Source organism: Acinetobacter oleivorans DR1 (assembly GCF_000196795.1).
GTDB lineage: Bacteria > Pseudomonadota > Gammaproteobacteria > Pseudomonadales > Moraxellaceae > Acinetobacter > Acinetobacter oleivorans.
The window spans coordinates 1,726,734-1,745,745 of the sequence record NC_014259.1; the positions used below are offsets into that span (position 1 = coordinate 1,726,734).

A 19,012-nucleotide genomic window follows, 5' to 3' on the forward strand; every position below is an offset into this window, starting at 1 on the left:
AATAGCATAAGTTTTTAAGGCTGACTAACCTAAGTCGACTAAACCAATTTAATCATAATTCTTCATTTCAGCTTTCGGCATTGAGGTAAATTCATTCGCAGGCATATCTAAGAAAAAATCTTTTGCTTCAGAATGAGTGCAGTTGAGCCAATCATTTCTAAGATCATCTGGTATTACAATAACTGAGCGTTTTTCATCATCTGGTTTATGAAATTGTTTCATAAAAGGGTGATGATCAGCATTGATTGTTAATAGCGACATTGATCTAACTTTCTGTTCATCAATAAGTGTTTCTTCAAAGATCGCAGCCAGTGTAAAAGGTTGCTCATCTTGCCGGAAAATACCATACCAATGCGCTTTTCCATTGATATATTTAGGTTCATAAATGGCTTCAACAGGAATAAGCGCAAATTGGTCATTTAACCAAGCATGTTTAAAAGAGCGCTTTTGTTGTACTGTCTCTGTTCTGGCATTATACGTTGCGTATTTGAAAGCAATTTCTTTGGCATAAGGGGGAAGCATTCCAAATTTAGCTTTTCTCCACTCAAGCTCATTTTCATTCGATAAAATGAGTGGGCAATCATCACTTGGAAAAATATCCATCTTATATTCAAAAGTGGGTTCAAATAAGTTTAATTGATTGGCATGTGTTTTCTTAATAGGTTTAAAGTTTGCACACATAAGACACCTTCATTGCAAAAATAGCTCTCAATTACAGCTTCTAACTTTTAATCTTTAGTGATGTATATTTTTATAATTAGAATTGTCTCTTTGAGTATTAATTTTTAACTATCAATTACTTCGTTAATAAATATTTATTTAAATAATGGCCATTTCAAAAAAGTTTCAGATATAAAATGAATTGAATAGATAAATCGTATAGTTAAGTTGCTCATCTTAAAGAGAGTTTATTCAGTTTTAATAGCTACTTTTATGCAACAGAGCCTTTCAGAAATTTAGATTTTAATAGATTCGTTATTCATCATAATACAAATCATATAGAGAACTTTTACAAACCCTTTATTAGAGGTTTAAAAATTCTCGGAAAATTTTGACAATTTATAAGGTGGACACATGAATAAACATTTATTGGCTAAAATTGCTTTATTAGGCGCTGCTCAGCTAGTTACACTCTCAGCATTTGCTGATATTCCTCTAACTCCATCTCAATTTGCTAAAGCGAAATCAGAAAACTTTGACAAGAAAGTTATTCTATCTAATTTAAATAAGCCACATGCTTTGTTGTGGGGACCTGATAATCAAATTTGGTTAACAGAGCGCGCAACAGGTAAGATTCTAAGAGTGAATCCGGAGTCGGGCAGTGTAAAAACAGTTTTTCAGGTGCCTGAGATTGTAAATGATGCTGATGGACAAAATGGTTTATTAGGCTTTGCTTTCCATCCTGATTTTAAAAATAATCCTTATATCTACATTTCGGGTACATTTAAAAATCCGAAATCTACAGATAAAGAACTACCGAATCAAACGATTATTCGTCGATATACCTATAACAAGTCAACTGATACTCTTGAGAAGCCAGTCGATTTATTAGCAGGATTACCTTCATCAAAAGACCATCAATCCGGTCGTCTTGTCATTGGTCCAGACCAAAAGATTTACTATACGATTGGTGATCAAGGGCGTAACCAGCTTGCTTATTTATTCTTGCCAAATCAAGCACAACATACGCCGACTCAACAAGAAGTGAGTAGCAAAGACTATCATACCTATATGGGTAAAGTACTACGCTTAAATCTTGATGGAAGTATTCCAAAAGATAATCCAAGTTTTAACGGGGTGGTTAGCCATATTTATACGCTCGGACACCGTAATCCGCAGGGCTTAGCATTTACTCCAAATGGTAAATTGTTGCAATCTGAACAAGGTCCAAACTCTGATGATGAAATTAACCTCATAGTTAAGGGTGGTAACTATGGTTGGCCAAATGTAGCGGGTTATAAAGATGACAGCGGCTATGCCTATGCAAATTATTCGGCAGCAACCAATAAGTCACAAATTAAAGATTTAGGGCAAAACGGAGTAAAAGTAGCGGCAGGTGTACCTGTGACGAAAGAGTCTGAATGGACTGGTAAAAACTTTGTATCACCGTTAAAAACTTTATATACCGTGCAGGATAGCTATAACTATAATGATCCAACTTGTGGGGATATGACCTACATTTGCTGGCCAACCGTTGCGCCGTCATCTGCTTATGTCTATAAGGGCGGCAAAAAAGCAATTGCTGGTTGGGAAAATACATTATTGGTTCCATCTTTAAAACGTGGTGTTATTTTCCGTATTAAGTTAGATCCAACGTATAGTGCGACTTATGATGATGCGGTACCAATGTTTAAAAGCAACAACCGTTATCGTGACGTGATTGCAAGTCCAGATGGAAATGTTTTATACGTGTTGACTGATACAGCCGGAAATGTCCAAAAAGATGATGGCTCTGTAACGAACACATTAGAAAACCCTGGGTCTCTGATTAAATTTACATATAAAGCTCAGTAACACAGGCCATTAAAAAACCGATCTACATAAGATCGGTTTTTTTAGCTTAAGAAAAATTATTCAGTTACGACTAATACCGGTAAATGAATTTCTCCTAAAAGAGCTTGAGTCACACTTCCTAAGAAGAACTTTTTAAACCCTTTTCGACCATGAGAACCAATCACTAATAGGTCAGCTTTGAGTTCAGTAGCGGCTTTAATAATTTCTGTGTGAATTGTTTGACCCTCAACAATTTTTGTTTCAACAGAAATTCCATGTTGGCTAAATTGTTCTTTCGCTTGGTCTAAAATACCCTGAATAGATGCTCTAGCTTTATTAAAGTAATCCTGTGCTAATTCTGTACTATCAATGAATTCTACAGAAATAAAAGGATCTATAGTAAGCGCATATACTAGAGTCACTTTACTACCAAAGGCCTTAGCAAGTGCTGCTGCATGATTGACAGCAATGAGTGAAGTAGGAGAACCATCGACTGGAACCAAGATATGGTGATAACTCATATATTGCTCCTTATTGTCCTGTGACAATGTATGGTGCCAAAACACCGATTTATTATCTTTATGCTTATATTATGAACAATTTTTGAAAGATTATTGTTTATTTTTAGTATGGAGAAAGATGAGAGATTTTATTATAAATTTTATCTTAAAGCATGATAATGACTTTCTAAGTAAGGTTGATTCTGCTTAAGTATTGAAATGACTTGATTGGCATCTATAGCAGATTCAAACAAGAATCCTTGGCCTATACTATATCCAAATTGTCGAAGTAGTTCTTCTTGTTCAGGGGTTTCAATTCCTTCTGCAATAAGCCCCAGTGATAAATTTGGAGCGAGTAATCCAATTGCTTGAACAATCGCATAAATTGATGGGTCATGTTGCATCTTTTGTATAAAACTACAGTCTACTTTTAAACTGTCAATTGGATAGTCACGAATATGGGTAAGCGATGAGAAACCTGTACCAAAGTCATCTAAAGCAATATGTACGCCATGTTGTTTTAATTTATTAAGTGCACGGATCACATACTCTGAACCTCGATCACCCAACATATGTTCAGTGACTTCTACTTCAATATAATGTGTTGGAATTTGAAATTGATTGATCTTTTTCAAAAGCCGTTCAGCATAGTTGTCTCTTAAAAACTCAACAGGCGCGGCATTGAGCGAAACAGGAAGAGGCTTAATGCCAAGATCTATCCATTTTGCGATATCACGTAAAACTTGATGTTGCATCGTTTCACCGATTTTACTCGCTAAATTATAATCTTTAAAAGCCTCTGCAATTTGAGAAGGATAGCCTCTTTGAGCGGAAGTTGTATGCCATCGCAATAAAGCTTCAAAACCTACAACACGATGAGTTTTTAAATCTACTTTAGGTTGATAGTAGGGCTGGATGGTATGATGACGAATAAGCTGACGTGCTAAATTAAGCTGAGAAGCGACTGTTTCGGTCATTTGCATCATGCATGGGTCATACATGCGAATACCACCACGACCACGTGCTTTTAAATCATGCAATGCCATATCTGCACAACTGAGTAAACCTGATTGGTCGACGGCATCTTGAGGATAAATCGCACAGCCAATACTCATACCACCATTTAGAACATTGCCTAAATAGGTAATAGGTTGATTTAGCTGCTGAAGTAAGATCGCTGCTAGGTCACGCACATCACTTTCAGATTTAAGGTTATTAATAATAACCGCAAATTCATCTCCACCCAGTCTTGCGACAAAGCATCTTTCATCATCAACACAATGACTAAACCGTTTGGATAAAACTTTTAAAAGATGGTCGCCTGCGCTATGCCCTAATGTGTCATTAATATGCTTAAAATGATCAAGGTCAATTAATAGTAAACCCACACTTGTTTGGCTGTCTTTTGAATATGCGAGGGTCCGTTTAAGCTGAAATTTAAATGAACGCCGATTACATAATCCGGTCAGCTCATCTCTTTCACTCATATTTCTAAGTTGATTTTCTGTCAGATGCTGTTGAGTGACGTTACGGGATACACACAGTATCTGTATGATTTCACCATTTTCCCGATGAATCGGGGTCAACATATTATCCCAATATTCAGGATCCTGATCTGGTAAACAACTCATTCCAGCGAATCTGGCAACTTTGCCTTGAAGGGCTTTTTTTAAAGCGACACGTCCACGCTTACGAATATGAGGTGGCAAAAGCTCAAGCCATTTCATCCCAAATTTTGTTTCATCAACAGGGACACCTAGAGCGAGGCATCCTGATTTATTCATATGAGAAACTGTGCCGTCTACATTTAATACTTTAATGCAATCTACACTGATGTCTAACATTTGATTTTGTATTTCAATATTCTTTTGTAGGTTTTGTTGCTCTTGAATATCGTGATCAATATCTAAAAAGCTGACATACCATTCGCTGGCTAAAGAAGAGCCACGATATTTAGATGCTTGAATGGAAAGTTTGCACCATCTATATTGATTGCCACTTTGTAAAAGTCGGCATTTTAATTCTATTCTTTTTTGCAGGCGAATTGCTTCGAGCCATCTATTTTTGACTTCGTCTAAATCGACAGGAGATATAAAATCTAACCATTGCTGAGGTAATGGAGAAAAAGTATCCTGCCAATATTCTGTACACTCTACATTGCAATATAATATCAAGCCATTTTCATCACTGACCCAAGTCGGTAGTGGAATCTGCTCAACAATAAAATGCTTTTGGGTGTTGTTCGACATTGAAGTCATAACATGCCTAGAAAGATTGTATGGGCGGGTAATCTAATTATTAGTCGTTATTGTAATCTTTCTGTAGTAATCAAAACAGTAATAAATAAATTTCAATTGTCTTTTTTTTGAACTAAAATTGAGATCTTAAATAAATTATATACTTAATATTTAATTTATGTTTTTGTTATTTATTAATTTTTATCTGTCTTAAGTTAAAAAAAGATTTATGCTTATTTTTGTAAAAAACTTATTAAAACAGAAGCTTATATTTGTCTCTGCAGAACTATCTTAATAAAAGCCATGAAAATAAATTATAAAAATGAGAAGGATTAAATTGCGAGGATTAAAATCTTAATAAGCCAAAATTTAACCACGATATATAAAGACGGGGAGGTTTTTAAAAGTCTGAATAAATACAATAACCACTATTAAGTTTACAAAAGTAATATAAAATAAAGGCTTATATTATCGTAAAATTCTTTTCATCAAGAAGGATATATATTTCCTTTTTGTGCATTTTATAGCCTACATTTTCCCCAAGATGTAGGTTTTTTTTATTCTTAATTTTTGACCTTATAATCTTTAAATATTAAAAATAAAAAAAAGCCAAATGGCTTTTTTATACAGTTTCAGGTTTTTTCAACTCTTGTTGAATATAGAGATTCATATAATATTGTTCAATATAATCATCAGCATAGTTGTTTGCTAAGGTTTTTGTTGCTACTCGTTCATGTTTAAAATAGCAGTTTGTTTCAAGGTCTTTTTCAAGTACCCACCATTGACGGTTAATACGACGCACTTGAAATTTGTCACTTTTGTATTTTCTTTTAGCCATTTTCAAAAATTTGCTATGCAGTTGTTGAAAGAGAATTTCTACTGGAGTTAAGGACTCAAGTCAACAGATGAGAAGTTAATTGCTTATTTTATGTGAGGTGTTGTTTCTATCAATACCCAGACGAGGCATTAAAATAGAAAAGCTCTCCTAGGAGAGCTTAATAAGATGTCTATCCTATTTTTAACGAGAAAGATTCTTTAAAAGTAATTTTAAACTTTCCATCATTTTTTCTAATTGCAAAGGGGTGATACCTTCGAAAGATTGTTCGAGTACTACGCTGGTTAGGTCATTAATCTTATTGATCATTTCAGTACCTTTGTCTGTAAGTACTACGCGGGTGATTCGACCATCGGTCTGACAAGAATAAGTCTCAACCAAACCTTCATCTTTTAAACGATAAACAATCTTGGTGGTTGTCGACATTTTTGAAATAATCATATCTGAAAGTTCAGAAACACTTGCATGGGGCTTACTACTTAAAGCCAACATAATGCGTCGACGTGAGTTATCTAAACCATATTTTTTTAAAGCATTATCAATGTTTTGTACATATTGAGCATGTACTTGAGTAATCCAATAATATGGAAAATCTTCAAGAGTAAAAGATTCTGTTGTAGGTAAAAAACGCGCATACTTCTTTGTCATTGACTTTTCCCCATACCTTGGTGGATCGCATTTCTGGTGAACTATCTTTAATAGTTGAAAAATATAGTTTCATCAAGCAAGTTATATCAGGACTTTACTTGGTGAGCAAAATTTATATAGCTAAATTTAACAATGACATGGTTTAAAGGACCTTGTCTTGATAAGTTTTCCTATACTTTGCACAAACTAAAAATACTCTTCTACTATGGTCAAAGTTTGTTGAAAGTTAATGTGACTTGATAAGTTATAGTCATTAATTCCTTAAAATCTTTGAACAGATATACAAGATTGCATCTAGGCTTGCTTGATCGTTAATTGAACGATATTGGCTTACAAGCGCATCGTAGAAAAAAAATTATGATTTGAACGTGGCATTGAACGAGATAGTTTTTGTCTCTAAAGTCATAATTATGAAAAATCAAGACATTTAAATAATAAATATTTATAAATATCAGTTATTTAATTTATTTTATGGTTCGTGAAATTTACCATACATTTAACATGAATCATCTCTTATTTAGTGAAATAAATTTGATTTATTAATTAAACTATTGATTGTTATAAGTAAAATTAAATTAACTGATGGAATGATTGACCATATATATTTAGCTTTTTTGTCTATAAATTATATTTTTAATAACTCTTACTTTAGATGATTGCTTAATTGTTACTCTAATAAATTGTATTTTAATTGTTATTTTTTGTTTCATTAACTATAGTGCGCATTCCAATAAATACTGATAAAACTTTTGGCTTAATCATGAAAAAATTATTACTTACTTCGTTGATTGCTTTAACTTTGGGAATTAATGGTTGTGCAACTATTGTTTCTGGTTCTTCACAAACAGTCACTTTCACTAGTGTTCCAGAGTCTGCAACAATTGAGATTAAAAATCGTAAAGGAGTAAAAATCCATACTGGTCAAACTCCAGCCACTGTAAGCTTGAAAAAAGGAGCTGGTTATTTTAAACCTGAAAGCTATCAGGTGAGTTTTAGTAAAGCAGGTTATCAAAGTAAAACTGTAGAGGTTACTGGGACATTAAGTGGTTGGTATTTTGGTAATATTCTTTTTGGCGGTTTAATTGGAATTTTAATTGTAGATCCTGTAACGGGTGCAATGTTTAAATTAGCTCCAAAAGATGTAAATACAGTTTTAGAGTCTCAGAATTTATCTTCTAAATCGCAAAAAGAGCCTACTTTAACTGTAATGTTGGCAGAGGACATGCCAACACAGATTATGGCAAGAGCTATTCAAATTAAGTGATATGAATAATATAAAATTGATTATTGAATACTCTTCAATTTAAGATTTTTAATTAAGCATATAAAACTTATAAAAAAGGGAGAATTTATATTCTCCCTTTTTAATTATGCAGTAGTCACAATTTTTTCTTCTATTTTTTTCTTAACAATCGCATAGCTTATGCCTGTAACAATACTACCTGCTGCAATGGCAGCAAGATATAACCAAGCATGGTTAATTGCATTTGGAATTAAAAGAACAAATACGCCGCCGTGAGGAGTAACTAATTCGCAATGGAATAATGCAACAAGTGCTCCAGTTACAGCACCACCTAAAATGCAAGTTGGAATAACACGCATTGGGTCTTTAGCTGCAAAGGGAATAGCACCCTCGGAAATAAAACATAAACCTAATACGAAAGCAGCCTTACCTGCATCTTTCTCTCCTGTACTAAATTTATTTTTAGCAATGAAAGTCGCAATGGCCATACCAATTGCAGGGACCATACCACCCGCCATTGTTGCTGCCATTGGCATATAGGTATTTGTTGTCAACAATCCGACAGTAAAAGCGTAGGCTGCCTTATTGATTGGACCGCCTAAATCGATACACATCATGCTAGCTAATATAATTCCCATTAACACTGCATTTGTTGTACCCATGTTATTTAAGAAGTCTTTCATTAGCTCGAAAATATGTGCTACAGGTTGTCCAACCACGTAGAACATAATCAGACCGACAAATAATGTACCTAATAATGGAATAATTAAAATCGGTTTAAGTGCCTCTAAACTTGTAGGAAGTTTAAGTTTTTTAGCAATAAATAATGCGATATAACCTGCAAGAAAACCTGAAACAATACCGCCTAAAAAACCTGCTTGTAGTTGAGAGGCGAGTAACCCTCCAATTAGACCAGGTGCAAGACCAGGGCGATCAGCAATTGAGTAGGCAATATAACCCGATAACATCGGGACCATAAGCATAAATGCGGCAGCGCCAATTTGTTTTAATATGGCGGGTAAGCTACCTGCTTGTTCAGCAGCATTTAGACCAAAGCATAAGGAGAGAGCAATTAACAGACCTCCAGCCACCACCATAGGCAACATAAAAGAAACACCAGTTAAGAGATGTTTATATACGCCAACTTTTTCAGTTTTATCTTTATTTTCTGTCGATGCTTGTTGCTTACCTTGTTCTAAAACTTGTGCATTGCTGATTGCTTCAGCAAAGGCTTTATCTGTTTGCTTTAGAGCAAAGCCAGTACCACACCGATAAACACGCTTACCTATAAAACGGTCTGTGTTAACTTCAATGTCAGTAGCAAGAATCACAATGTCCGCTTCAGCAATAGCTTGAGCTGATAAAATATTTTTTGCACCAACAGAACCTTGTGTTTCTACTTCAATCTCATACCCAAGCTTTTCTGCACCTTGTTGTAAAGCTTCGGCAGCCATAAAAGTATGTGCAACACCTGTAGGACACGCAGTGATTGCTACAAACTTTTTAGTAGTAGTTACTGCCAAGCTATTATCACTTAGCCAATCTTGAGCTGGCTTAAAGTGATCTAAGACAGTTTGGAAAGCTGTGTGAGCATCATTTTTTATCTCTTCAATGCTAATGAAAGATAATGGATGTGCACCAAAACTATTAAGATCTTTCGGGCGTTGTCCAACAACAATGACTTGATCAAAGTTTTCACTTATTTCGAATTCATCAAGCGAAATAATGTTATTTGGATAACCCTGTTGGGATGCGACTTGTGCAAGTTTCCGAGCTAAAATCAAAGCATTGACTTGCTGTTGCGGACTATTAATGACAAATAATAAATGTTTAGCAGTTAGCATCAGATTCACTCAATGAATTGATTGTAATTTGGGCTTTTAACTGGTTTAGCGTTTCACTATTGGGAATACGAAAGCCAATTTGTGTGACAGCATTGCTTGCGATTGCGGTAGCAGTTTTTAATGTTTCTTCATCAGAGAAACCATTTATTAAGCCATGAATCATGCCTGCTAAAAGAGAGTCACCTGCACCAACGGTACTTTTAACGATCACTTTAGGGGCTTTGGCATGAAGCGGGTGAGTGTCATGTAGCCAGTTTACACCGTCTTCGCCCATCGAAATAACGACATGCTCAATTTTAGCTAAGTTTTCAAAAAGCTTTTTTTGTTCAGCATAAGTCGCGGTAGGAAGTTGATAACTTTCTACTAACTCATCTGTATTTGGTTTAATCATCCATGGTTGACATTCAATTGCAGCGACCAATGCTTTACCACTTGTATCAAGTGCAACTTTTTTCCCTTGCTGTTGAATGAGCTTAATAAGTTGCTGTAATTCATCAACACTAAAACCTTGTGGAAGGCTCCCGGCAATCGCAACTACATCTACTTGTGGCAAAATCATTTCGATTTTTTGAAAGAGGTTCTTTTTATTTAGTCCAGAAACCAAGAAACCTTTTCCATTTAAATCGGTCATACGCCCAGAATGTTCAGCAATTTTTATATTTTGACGAGTCTCGCCTTCAATATAAATAAACTCAGGTTGGAATTGAGCTTCTTTAAAATGGTCATCAAAAATTTGTTTGTTCGTCGTTCCTAAAAAGCCAGAAACGATAACTTCATGCCCCAAATCTTTTAAAACTTGTGCAATATTTAACCCTTTACCTGCTGCATGGATTTCTACAGATTCTTGGCGATTTACCTCGCCAACCTGTAACTCATTAAGTTGTATCGTTACATCAATTGCAGGATTTAAAGTAATTGTTAAAACTTTAGCCATTACTGTTCCTAATGTTTAGATTTCTTGTTCGGATAATTGACGTACAGCAATGGCGCTTTCACATTTTAGTGCGCGTTTTGCAAGCGCTTGAGCTTGGCTGTAGTTAAGTGTACGAATTTGGGCTTTTACTAAAGGAATACTATTTGGAGACATGCTGAGCTCATCTACGCCTAATCCCATAAGAATCGGTACAGCTTTTGGATCAGCTGCGAGTTCTCCGCATATACCCACCCATTTGCCATGTTTGTGTGCAGCTTTTACAGTGTGATCAATCAATTGCAAAATACTTGGGTGGAGGCCGTCTGCTTCAGCTGATAGGATAGGGTGACCACGGTCAATAGCTAAAGTATATTGGGTTAAGTCATTTGTTCCTATACTGAAAAAGTCCACTTCTTGAGCAAGAATAGGAGCAAGTAAAGCAGCAGAAGGAACTTCTATCATAATACCAACTTGTAAGTTGGCACATGGATGTATAGCTTTAACTTCATCAAGAATAGCTTTGGCAGCACGCCATTCTTCCACACGGCCAATCATTGGAAACATGATTCGTAAAGGACGATCATCTGCGGCTTTAAGCAAAGCGATAAGTTGTTGACGTAACAGCTCTGGCTGTCTTAATGTCAAACGGATACCTCTTAAGCCTAAAAATGGATTTTCTTCTTCAGCAATTGGAAGGTAAGGAAGTGGTTTGTCACCACCTACATCAAGAGTACGTACTACAAGTGGGCGACCAGCGAGGGCATCTAGCACAACACGATAATCTGCTTCTTGGGTAGTTTCACTTGGAGCACTGCTATGAGCCATAAAAACAAGCTCTGTTCTAAGTAAGCCAATTGCTTCTGCGCCACATTCAACTGCATGTGCTGTAGCTTGAACTTTTCCTAAATTTGCAGCAATTTCAATTTGGTGTTGATCTAGGGTAATCGCAGGTTCTTGGCTGTGACGTTCAGCCTCTTCACGAATTTTTTGTTGAAGCTCTCGTTCTTGTTTTGCCTGTTCGATTTGCTGAGTGTTAGGGTTTAATACAAAAGTTCCTGTATCTCCATTAATTAAAAGAGAACTCTTTTGTTCAATATCTAGTACTTGATCACCAGCACCAACAATTGCAGGAATACCTAACGCACGAGCAACAATAGCGCTATGTGCACTTGCACCGCCTACAGCTGTCAAAATACCTGCTACTCGATCTTTATTAAGGCGAGCCACATCACTAGGGCCCACATCATACATGATCAAAATATAAGGCTCTTTAGGCTCCTCGATAATAACTTCACCACAGAGCTGTGCTAAAACCCGATCGCCAATATCACGTAAGTCTGTAGCACGCTCAGCCAATAAGCGGTCTGGTAAAGCTGCTTGCTCTTTAGCTGCTGCTTCAATATGTTCATGCCAAGCAGCAGGAGCAGAAAGGTTTAAGTTAATCTTTTGATAAACACCATTAATAAGATCAGGGTCGTCTAACATTTCCAAATGTGCTTGGAAAATTTGCTTAATTTCAGCTACTTCAGATTTTGCAATAACTTGGTGAATATTGTTTTTAACTGCGTGAAGAGCAATATCAAGTTTCTCTTTTTCTGCTTTAACGCTTAAACCCATACGTTCATACTGGTAAACCTTAGGTTTGATGACATGTACGGGGCCAAAAGCTAGATCACTAGAAGCCGGAATACCTGTATTTGTACTCAATGTTTTCGGCAATGATTTGACTGTTTGAGGCGATTGAGCTTCTTGGGTATCTGAAGATTGAATAGGTTCAACTTCTTCTCCTAAGCCTTCTTGCACGGCCTGAATAACTTTATCTAAAGCTTCAACAGCATCTGTTTCTGGCTCGGCAATAAAACGTAAAGTTTGACCACGTTTACATCCTAAAGCCAAGAGGCGCGTCAAACTTTTGGCCGAAACAAAATTACCATCGTCCACCGCGACCTGAATATCACCTTGAAAACTTTTAGTTAAGTTCACCAAATGAGTCGCTGGTCGAGCATGTAATCCATGGGCATTGGCTAATACAACCGAACGATGAGGCCAATCTGGAATAACATCTGCACCAATAATTTTAGCAATCTCATTTGGTGCTTGTGTTTGATCTAGCTGTGCAACTTGTTCTGGGTTAAATAAAATATCAATCAGTCGGTTAAATCTTTGACTATCTAACTGCTCATTAGCAGCAATACAGACGAGAGTATTTAGTTTTTGTCCATTTACATCTAAAGCATGGCGTGGTTTTACAATACTAATTGCTGGCTGTTGAACAAACTTGCTGCTAGAAATAGACCAGATCTGGTCTTGTAACTGGATAACTTGATCTGGCTCAAGTGAGCTTAAAAAACCACATTTTACGAAATTATGCTTTTTGAGAATTTGAGAGGCTGACCACAATAAGTCTTCGATATCTTGAGATTCAATTTCAGTTTGAATTAAATTTTCATGCAGTGTTAAGGATAGGGGTTGAGCTTGTAATAGTTCAATAATTTGCTCAGGTTGCGTCGCATTTTTTACTTGTTCACTTACATCCTGCATTAACGCTCTAGTTAATATTTGTAGTACTTGTAAATGTTCATCAGATTTTGCTGCAATAACAACAGCTAAATAAATCGTGTTTTCCTCATCCCAGATTATTCCTTCAGGGAAGTGAGCTAACCGAATACCTGTTTCTAAAATAAATTCACGAGATTGTGGCGTACCATGTGGAATAGCAATACCTTGGCCTAAATAGGTAGCGCTTTGTTGTTCACGATTGATGAGTCCTGTTATATATTCAGGCGTAACTAGCCCATCTTTTACTAATATATCTACTAGACACTGTAATGCATGCTTTTTATCAACAGCATGTTGATTCATATGAATATGTCGAGGCTCGAGTGCTAGCATACTTATCCTTGAACAATTTCTTAGGTTTTAACTAAAACAGAAAAAAAGAAGCTGTTTGTATTAAAATAGGTTGGTTTACCTGTTTTTAAACAACAGCTTCAGACAAATTACCATAGCAGAACTTTAAGTTTATATCGACGTATTTACGTAAATAATGCTTATTAAAAATACAAAGGAATCATGACTTAATATATTTTAGTTTCTTATGGTAACTATAAATTTAATAAAGTTATTTTATAAAAAGGGGACTGCTAATAATAAAAAAACCTCTACACCGGATTACGGGCATAGAGGCAAAAACTAAATGATAGAATTTAAATTACTATTGAATTTCTTGCTCTAAGACTGACCACAGCTTTTGATGTGATTTTTTAAACATTAACATATGCCCAATTGATTTATAGCCGAGTTTTTTCGGGTTCAGTTCTAGCATTTTAGTAGATGCATTCGGGTATAAACTTAATAAATCTGCAACGTTGTGTTGAGTGGCAATTTCATCATCACTTGCCCAAATTGAAGTAATAGGGCAAATAATTTCACTATGAAAGTCATGAAAAATAGTTTTACCAATAGCATTTTTCACATAGCCTGGGTGACTACAAAACTCTCTCCATTGTTGTGCGACTTTCTTAGGTAAGTTTTCACCCATTCCAATAAATTGAGTAGCACCATAGCCTTTTAAAGTACTCGAAATTGGAAAGATAACGTTAAACATGACAGGGGCTAGAAATTTTGTTTTACCTTTAAGTCCTTTTACATGGCCTGTAGAACCTGCTACTGCAACAACTTTTGCTACTTTATGAAAATTTGGCACAATCCCTAGCAGTTGCCCACCCGCACTATGGCCAAGAAGAGTAACTTTTTCTGCTTGGGTTTTTTCTAATAAAGTTTCAATTGCGCAAGGGATATCAAGCGTCCCCCAATCATTAATACTCGCTTTACTTTGCTTTAGAGGCCCATGCAATGAATCTCCAATTCCACGGAAATCAAAACTTAATACATCATAGCCTTGCTGACTTAACCATGTAGCAAAAGAATGATAAAAGTTTTTGGTAATACCTGTTGCTGGACAAATCAAAACAGGATGTACCGATTTCTTTGATTGAGTTGGATAAAATTGTGCAGCAAGTTGATAACCATCTTCGCAGGTCATCCAAAATGATTCAAAAGTGTTATCCATAATGTTACGTAATGATTAGCTTATTAGTGACTCTAATTTACATGAGTTCCAAAACGATACTTGTTTAAAATGTGACTATAAAGTCAAGATTTATGCTATACAGCTCTTTAAATTTTAATAAAACGAATAATTGGAAAAAAGATGGATTTACCGAAAGCTGTACAGTTAGCAATTGTGTTTAGTGGCATATTTTTATGGGTAGGAATGTTCACAGGGGTGTGGAAGTATTGGCAAATACGCCGTTCAGAGTTACATCGTGCCCACTATTATGTTGACATTGCTCATCGCAGTAGCTTGCTATATGCGGCTGCTAGTCTCATTCTTGCTGTATTAAGCTATTTTACTGTTTTAAATGAAAATGTTGCTTTGTGGTGTGTATTAGCTAATATTTTCTTTTTTAGCTTTTCAATATTGGTTTATATCATACATGGATGTTTACAGGACACGACAAATCAATTCAAAACTCCCCATCGGTTGGGCAGATTTAATTTACCTTCGTGGATGATGTCTTTAATGATGGTGGGATTAATTGTGACTGAATTATTGGCTACAGCTATTTTAGTTATTGGAACAATTTTTTTATTTCTAGGTATATAAAAATGGATGATTACTCATCCATTTTTTAAGAATTCAAATTTTGTTGACTAAGACGTCTTTTAGCTAGTTTTCGCATCTTATGATCGACAAAGGCCCACAGACAAAATATGAAAGAAACGACCATCGCATACATAAAGTATTCGGGCTTCAGATTTCCTTTAATCATACCTTGAAACAGTAAAGTCAGCATAAGAGCAAGCGGTGTTACTCCATAAACAACTGAATCTTTGCTGTTCAGAGTGTTAATGAAGACTTGTTTGTTGAAATGTAATGATAACATCTCCATCCCTCCTTGTGGTTGCGCTAAAACCTAATGTTTTAGTCAAGAATAAGTTTTAAGTTTAATGTTGTACTGCTATTTTTGATTCAGTTCAATAGCAAATAGAAAATTTTTTGAGCAGTTTTATAAAAACCTCTACATTTATAAAGGTTTAAGGTATTAAAAAAGTAAATGTTTAATATTTTTGTATGAAATACTTATTCTTTTAGAAAAGAGAAATTATTTAAATGAAAAGTGTATTAATTTCTCTTTCCTATGGTTTTGCTTTAGCTATTATATTTTTTTAAAAAAACTATCGATCGCATGTTGAGCAATTTCTGCATCTTCAAAAGATTGAACACCCGATACACCAATAGCACCTAAAATTTCACCTTCATAAATAATCGGTATTCCACCTTCTAACATCCCTTGAGCACTAGGCATACTTAAGAAACCAAGACGCCCACTTTTTAGAAGTTCTTCGTAAAATTTTGAAGGTCTACCTGATATTGCAGCGCATTTTGCTTTTTCTAGGCATAGATGTGTAGTTAGAGGAGAAGCACCATCTAATCGTTTCATGAATAATAGAGAGCTTGTTTCATCAACAATCGCAATGCTGACTTTAAAGTTGTGTTCAATTGCATATTTTTGAGCTTGTTCCATTAAAAACTCTGCATCTGCTAATGTTAGGTAATATTTAGTTTTCATTGTTGCTCTTCTTTCCTGAGTAGCTAAAAATTATTTTAGTGTAATTTTATAGTAAAAATTAATTATATCTATAGTTGATTTGTCATTAAAAACTAGTGTGGAAATAAAATGCTGGTTGGGTAAACACAGCATTCTATTCAATATATAAAATCATGTTTGGATAAAACTCGATTTCAAAAAAGTCACTAGATTAAATGCTTTTGAATTTAACTTTGTCGATAAGTACAGTAACTGCAAGAACAACTAAAGATGGGATCAACCAAGCTAAGTTTTGTTCATTTAATGGTAAATGCTGAAGGAATTCAGGTAAATAATTGCTGAAGCCTGCAACTTTAAGACCATCGATAATACCGAAAATTAAAGCAATACTTGTTACTGAACCGACAATGAAAGAAGGCTTGTGCCAAAATTTCCAGAAGAAGCTCAGCATAATCACCACAATTGCTGGTGGGTAGATTGCACTTAAGACAGGTACTGAAATAGCAATCAGTTTAGTTAGGCCAAGATTCGAAATAATGAAAGAGAAACCAACTAAAATAAATACTAAAAGCTTATATGGTAATTTCGTTAACTGAGCAAAGTACTCACCACACGCACAAGTTAAGCCAATTGCTGTAACCATACATGCTAAAAAGATTAGTCCAGTTAAGAATAATGAACCCATATTTCCAAAAGCATGTTGTACATATGCATGTAAAATTACTGCGCCATTTGCTGCATTTGGTGCTACTTCATGGCTACCTAAACCTAATTTGAATAAGCTTAAATAAACTAAAGTAAGGCCAACACCTGAAATGAGACTGGCAATAATTGCATATTTGGTGACTAACTTTTTATCAGTAACGCCGCGAGAGTAAATCGCTTGAATAATAACGATACCAAATACTAGTGCACCTAATGTATCCATAGTGAGATAACCGTTTACGAAGCCCTCTGAAACCGGAGAGGTGACGTAATGGTTGATCGGAGCAGGTACGTAACCCGCAGGAATCATCACTGCTGCAATACCTAAAATTGCTAAAGCAATAATTTTTAGTGGAGCAAGTACATGTCCTACAGTATCCAATAACTTGTTTGGATAAAGTGAAACTACAGTTACAAATGAAAAATAAATTGCGCTATAGATTAAAAGACTGCTACTTGAGGTTCCAAAATAAGAGGAAAAACCAATTTCATAAGAAACAGTAGCTGTACGTGGGGTAGCAAATAGAGGGCCGACTGATAAATAACAAACAACAGTTAAAATCAGACTTGCTACTCGACCTAAGGGAGAGCTAATAATTTCAATGGAACCCTGCATACGAGAGAGTGCCATGATGGTAATTACAGGTAAGCCGACAGCCGTAATTAAAAAGCCTAGTGCAGCTAACCATACATGCTCACCAGCTTGTTGAGCAACGATGGGAGGAAAGATAATATTGCCAGCCCCAATAAAAAGGGCAAAGGTCATAAAACCTAAGGCAATAATATCTCCGGTACGAAGATGTTGCATAAATTAAAGTTAATAAAAAAAGAAGGAATTTTAGAGCAAAAGTAATCATGATCAAGCTCTAATTTATGGGAAAAAGCTTTTTTTTAGGTGGTTAAAACCATATATAGTGTTATAAGCGTTTATTTGGTTAAAGTATGTACTTGAAAAGCCATAAAAAGGAGAAAAGAACTTCTTTTTAAGTTCTGACTTTTTATAAAAAATATGTAAGAATAAAAACATAAATTTTTATTGTGAATGCCGAATATTTAAGCATTTTAGGCTTTTGATCTGACTTATATTCATCCTAAAATATTTTGAATTACCTTAGGTTTTTGTAGGGAAGGGCATGTTTCTTGTCTGCGAGGATAGAATTGAATGAGAGCTTCTACTGTTACCATTAAAACTGAACAAGATCTGGAAAAGTTAAGAGTTTCTGGACGCTTGGCTGCACAAGTTTTAGAAATGATAGAGGCCTATATAAAACCGGGCGTATCTACTGAGTATTTAGATAACCTCTGTAATGACTATATTGTAAATAATTTAAAAGTTATTCCTGCTAATGTGGGATATCACGGTTTTACAAAAACGATATGTACTTCAGTCAATGAAGTTGTTTGCCATGGCATACCATCGCCGAATAAAATTTTAAAAGATGGCGATATTATTAATATTGATGTCGCAATTATTAAAGATGGTTATTTTGGTGATACGAGCCGCATGTATTTTGTGGGTAATGTAAATCCACAAGCAAAAAAATTAGTTGATACAACTTATGAGGCCATGGTTGCAGGTATTCACACTGTTAAGCCAGGAGCTACATTAGGTGATATTGGTTATGCTATTCAGTCGGTTGCTCATCGAGAAGGCTATAGTATTGTTCGAGAATATTGTGGACATGGGATTGGTAAGGTCTATCATGAACAACCTAATGTTTTGCATTACGGGCAGCGCGGGCAAGGCTTAGTCTTAAAGAAAGGAATGGTTTTTACCATTGAGCCAATGGTAAATGCAGGTCGACCGCAAGTGAAAGAGTTAAATGATGGATGGACTGTCATTACTCAAGATCATTCATTATCTGCTCAATGGGAACATATGGTTGCAGTAACAGAAACTGGTTTTGAACTATTGACCCCATGGCCTGAAGGTGTGGGAAGCTATCCTGCAATTTGAAAAATATAAAAAAAGTTCGATA

At 35.4% G+C, this 19,012-nt stretch carries 16 protein-coding genes; 4 read left to right on the plus strand and 12 right to left on the minus strand.

The window, feature by feature from the left end:
- Positions 1–48: 48 nt before the first annotated feature.
- Positions 49–681, minus strand: coding sequence for an SOS response-associated peptidase family protein (locus AOLE_RS08150; protein WP_013197622.1), 633 nt, complete (start codon positions 679–681; stop codon positions 49–51).
- A gap of 393 nt (positions 682–1,074) precedes the next feature.
- On the opposite strand from AOLE_RS08150, the gene AOLE_RS08155 reads away from it, so the two are divergent.
- Positions 1,075–2,514, plus strand: a complete 1,440-nt coding sequence (locus tag AOLE_RS08155) for a glucose/sorbosone family PQQ-dependent dehydrogenase (RefSeq protein WP_013197623.1) — start codon at positions 1,075–1,077, stop codon at positions 2,512–2,514.
- Positions 2,515–2,570: 56 nt separating this feature from the next.
- Here the strand turns inward: AOLE_RS08155 and AOLE_RS08160 are convergent, their stop codons facing one another.
- The 4 genes from AOLE_RS08160 to AOLE_RS08175 all read right to left on the minus strand — a co-directional run bounded on the left by AOLE_RS08160 (position 2,571) and on the right by AOLE_RS08175 (position 6,713).
- A complete protein-coding gene (locus AOLE_RS08160; protein ID WP_005046644.1) occupies positions 2,571–3,014 on the minus strand; it encodes a universal stress protein in 444 nt (147 codons plus the stop codon).
- Between the two features lie 140 nt (positions 3,015–3,154).
- A complete protein-coding gene (locus tag AOLE_RS08165; RefSeq protein WP_013197624.1) occupies positions 3,155–5,251 on the minus strand; it encodes a sensor domain-containing protein in 2,097 nt (698 codons plus the stop codon).
- Positions 5,252–5,852: 601 nt separating this feature from the next.
- Complete coding sequence (locus tag AOLE_RS08170) at positions 5,853–6,068, minus strand: hypothetical protein (protein WP_013197625.1); 216 nt, start codon at positions 6,066–6,068, stop codon at positions 5,853–5,855.
- Between the two features lie 180 nt (positions 6,069–6,248).
- Complete coding sequence (locus tag AOLE_RS08175) at positions 6,249–6,713, minus strand: MarR family winged helix-turn-helix transcriptional regulator (RefSeq protein ID WP_004791909.1); 465 nt, start codon at positions 6,711–6,713, stop codon at positions 6,249–6,251.
- A 760-nt stretch (positions 6,714–7,473) separates the two neighbouring features.
- On the opposite strand from AOLE_RS08175, the gene AOLE_RS08180 reads away from it, so the two are divergent.
- Entirely contained in the window at positions 7,474–7,977 is a 504-nt protein-coding gene (locus tag AOLE_RS08180) for a peptidase associated/transthyretin-like domain-containing protein (RefSeq protein WP_013197626.1), read from the plus strand.
- Between the two features lie 104 nt (positions 7,978–8,081).
- On the opposite strand, the gene AOLE_RS08185 is transcribed toward AOLE_RS08180, so the two are convergent.
- From AOLE_RS08185 to AOLE_RS08200, 4 genes are all read right to left on the minus strand, one after another.
- A complete protein-coding gene (locus AOLE_RS08185; RefSeq protein WP_013197627.1) occupies positions 8,082–9,800 on the minus strand; it encodes a fructose-specific PTS transporter subunit EIIC in 1,719 nt (572 codons plus the stop codon).
- A complete protein-coding gene (gene pfkB / locus AOLE_RS08190; protein WP_013197628.1) occupies positions 9,787–10,734 on the minus strand; it encodes a 1-phosphofructokinase in 948 nt (315 codons plus the stop codon). Before pfkB ends, AOLE_RS08185 begins: the two co-directional genes overlap by 14 nt.
- Positions 10,735–10,749: 15 nt before the next feature.
- Positions 10,750–13,605, minus strand: a complete 2,856-nt coding sequence (ptsP, locus tag AOLE_RS08195; RefSeq protein WP_013197629.1) for a phosphoenolpyruvate--protein phosphotransferase — start codon at positions 13,603–13,605, stop codon at positions 10,750–10,752.
- A 322-nt stretch (positions 13,606–13,927) separates the two neighbouring features.
- On the minus strand, positions 13,928–14,785 hold the full coding sequence (locus AOLE_RS08200; protein WP_023274214.1) for an alpha/beta hydrolase family protein: 858 nt from the start codon (positions 14,783–14,785) through the stop codon (positions 13,928–13,930).
- A gap of 141 nt (positions 14,786–14,926) precedes the next feature.
- Between AOLE_RS08200 and AOLE_RS08205 the strand changes: the two genes are divergently transcribed.
- Complete coding sequence (locus tag AOLE_RS08205; RefSeq protein WP_013197631.1) at positions 14,927–15,382, plus strand: hypothetical protein; 456 nt, start codon at positions 14,927–14,929, stop codon at positions 15,380–15,382.
- A 25-nt stretch (positions 15,383–15,407) separates the two neighbouring features.
- Here the strand turns inward: AOLE_RS08205 and AOLE_RS08210 are convergent, their stop codons facing one another.
- The 3 genes from AOLE_RS08210 to brnQ all read right to left on the minus strand — a co-directional run bounded on the left by AOLE_RS08210 (position 15,408) and on the right by brnQ (position 17,841).
- Positions 15,408–15,662 carry a hypothetical protein gene (locus AOLE_RS08210; protein ID WP_013197632.1) on the minus strand — a complete coding sequence of 85 codons (255 nt, stop codon included), beginning with the start codon at positions 15,660–15,662 and terminating at the stop codon, positions 15,408–15,410.
- A 273-nt stretch (positions 15,663–15,935) separates the two neighbouring features.
- On the minus strand, positions 15,936–16,349 hold the full coding sequence (locus AOLE_RS08215) for a GlcG/HbpS family heme-binding protein (protein ID WP_013197633.1): 414 nt from the start codon (positions 16,347–16,349) through the stop codon (positions 15,936–15,938).
- Positions 16,350–16,539: 190 nt separating this feature from the next.
- Positions 16,540–17,841: a branched-chain amino acid transport system II carrier protein gene (gene brnQ / locus AOLE_RS08220; protein WP_013197634.1), complete on the minus strand. Its 1,302-nt coding sequence runs from the start codon at positions 17,839–17,841 to the stop codon at positions 16,540–16,542.
- 354 nt (positions 17,842–18,195) lie between these two features.
- Here brnQ and map point away from each other — a divergent pair, with 354 nt between their 5' ends.
- Positions 18,196–18,990 carry a type I methionyl aminopeptidase gene (map, locus tag AOLE_RS08225; protein ID WP_013197635.1) on the plus strand — a complete coding sequence of 265 codons (795 nt, stop codon included), beginning with the start codon at positions 18,196–18,198 and terminating at the stop codon, positions 18,988–18,990.
- Positions 18,991–19,012: the final 22 nt, after the last annotated feature.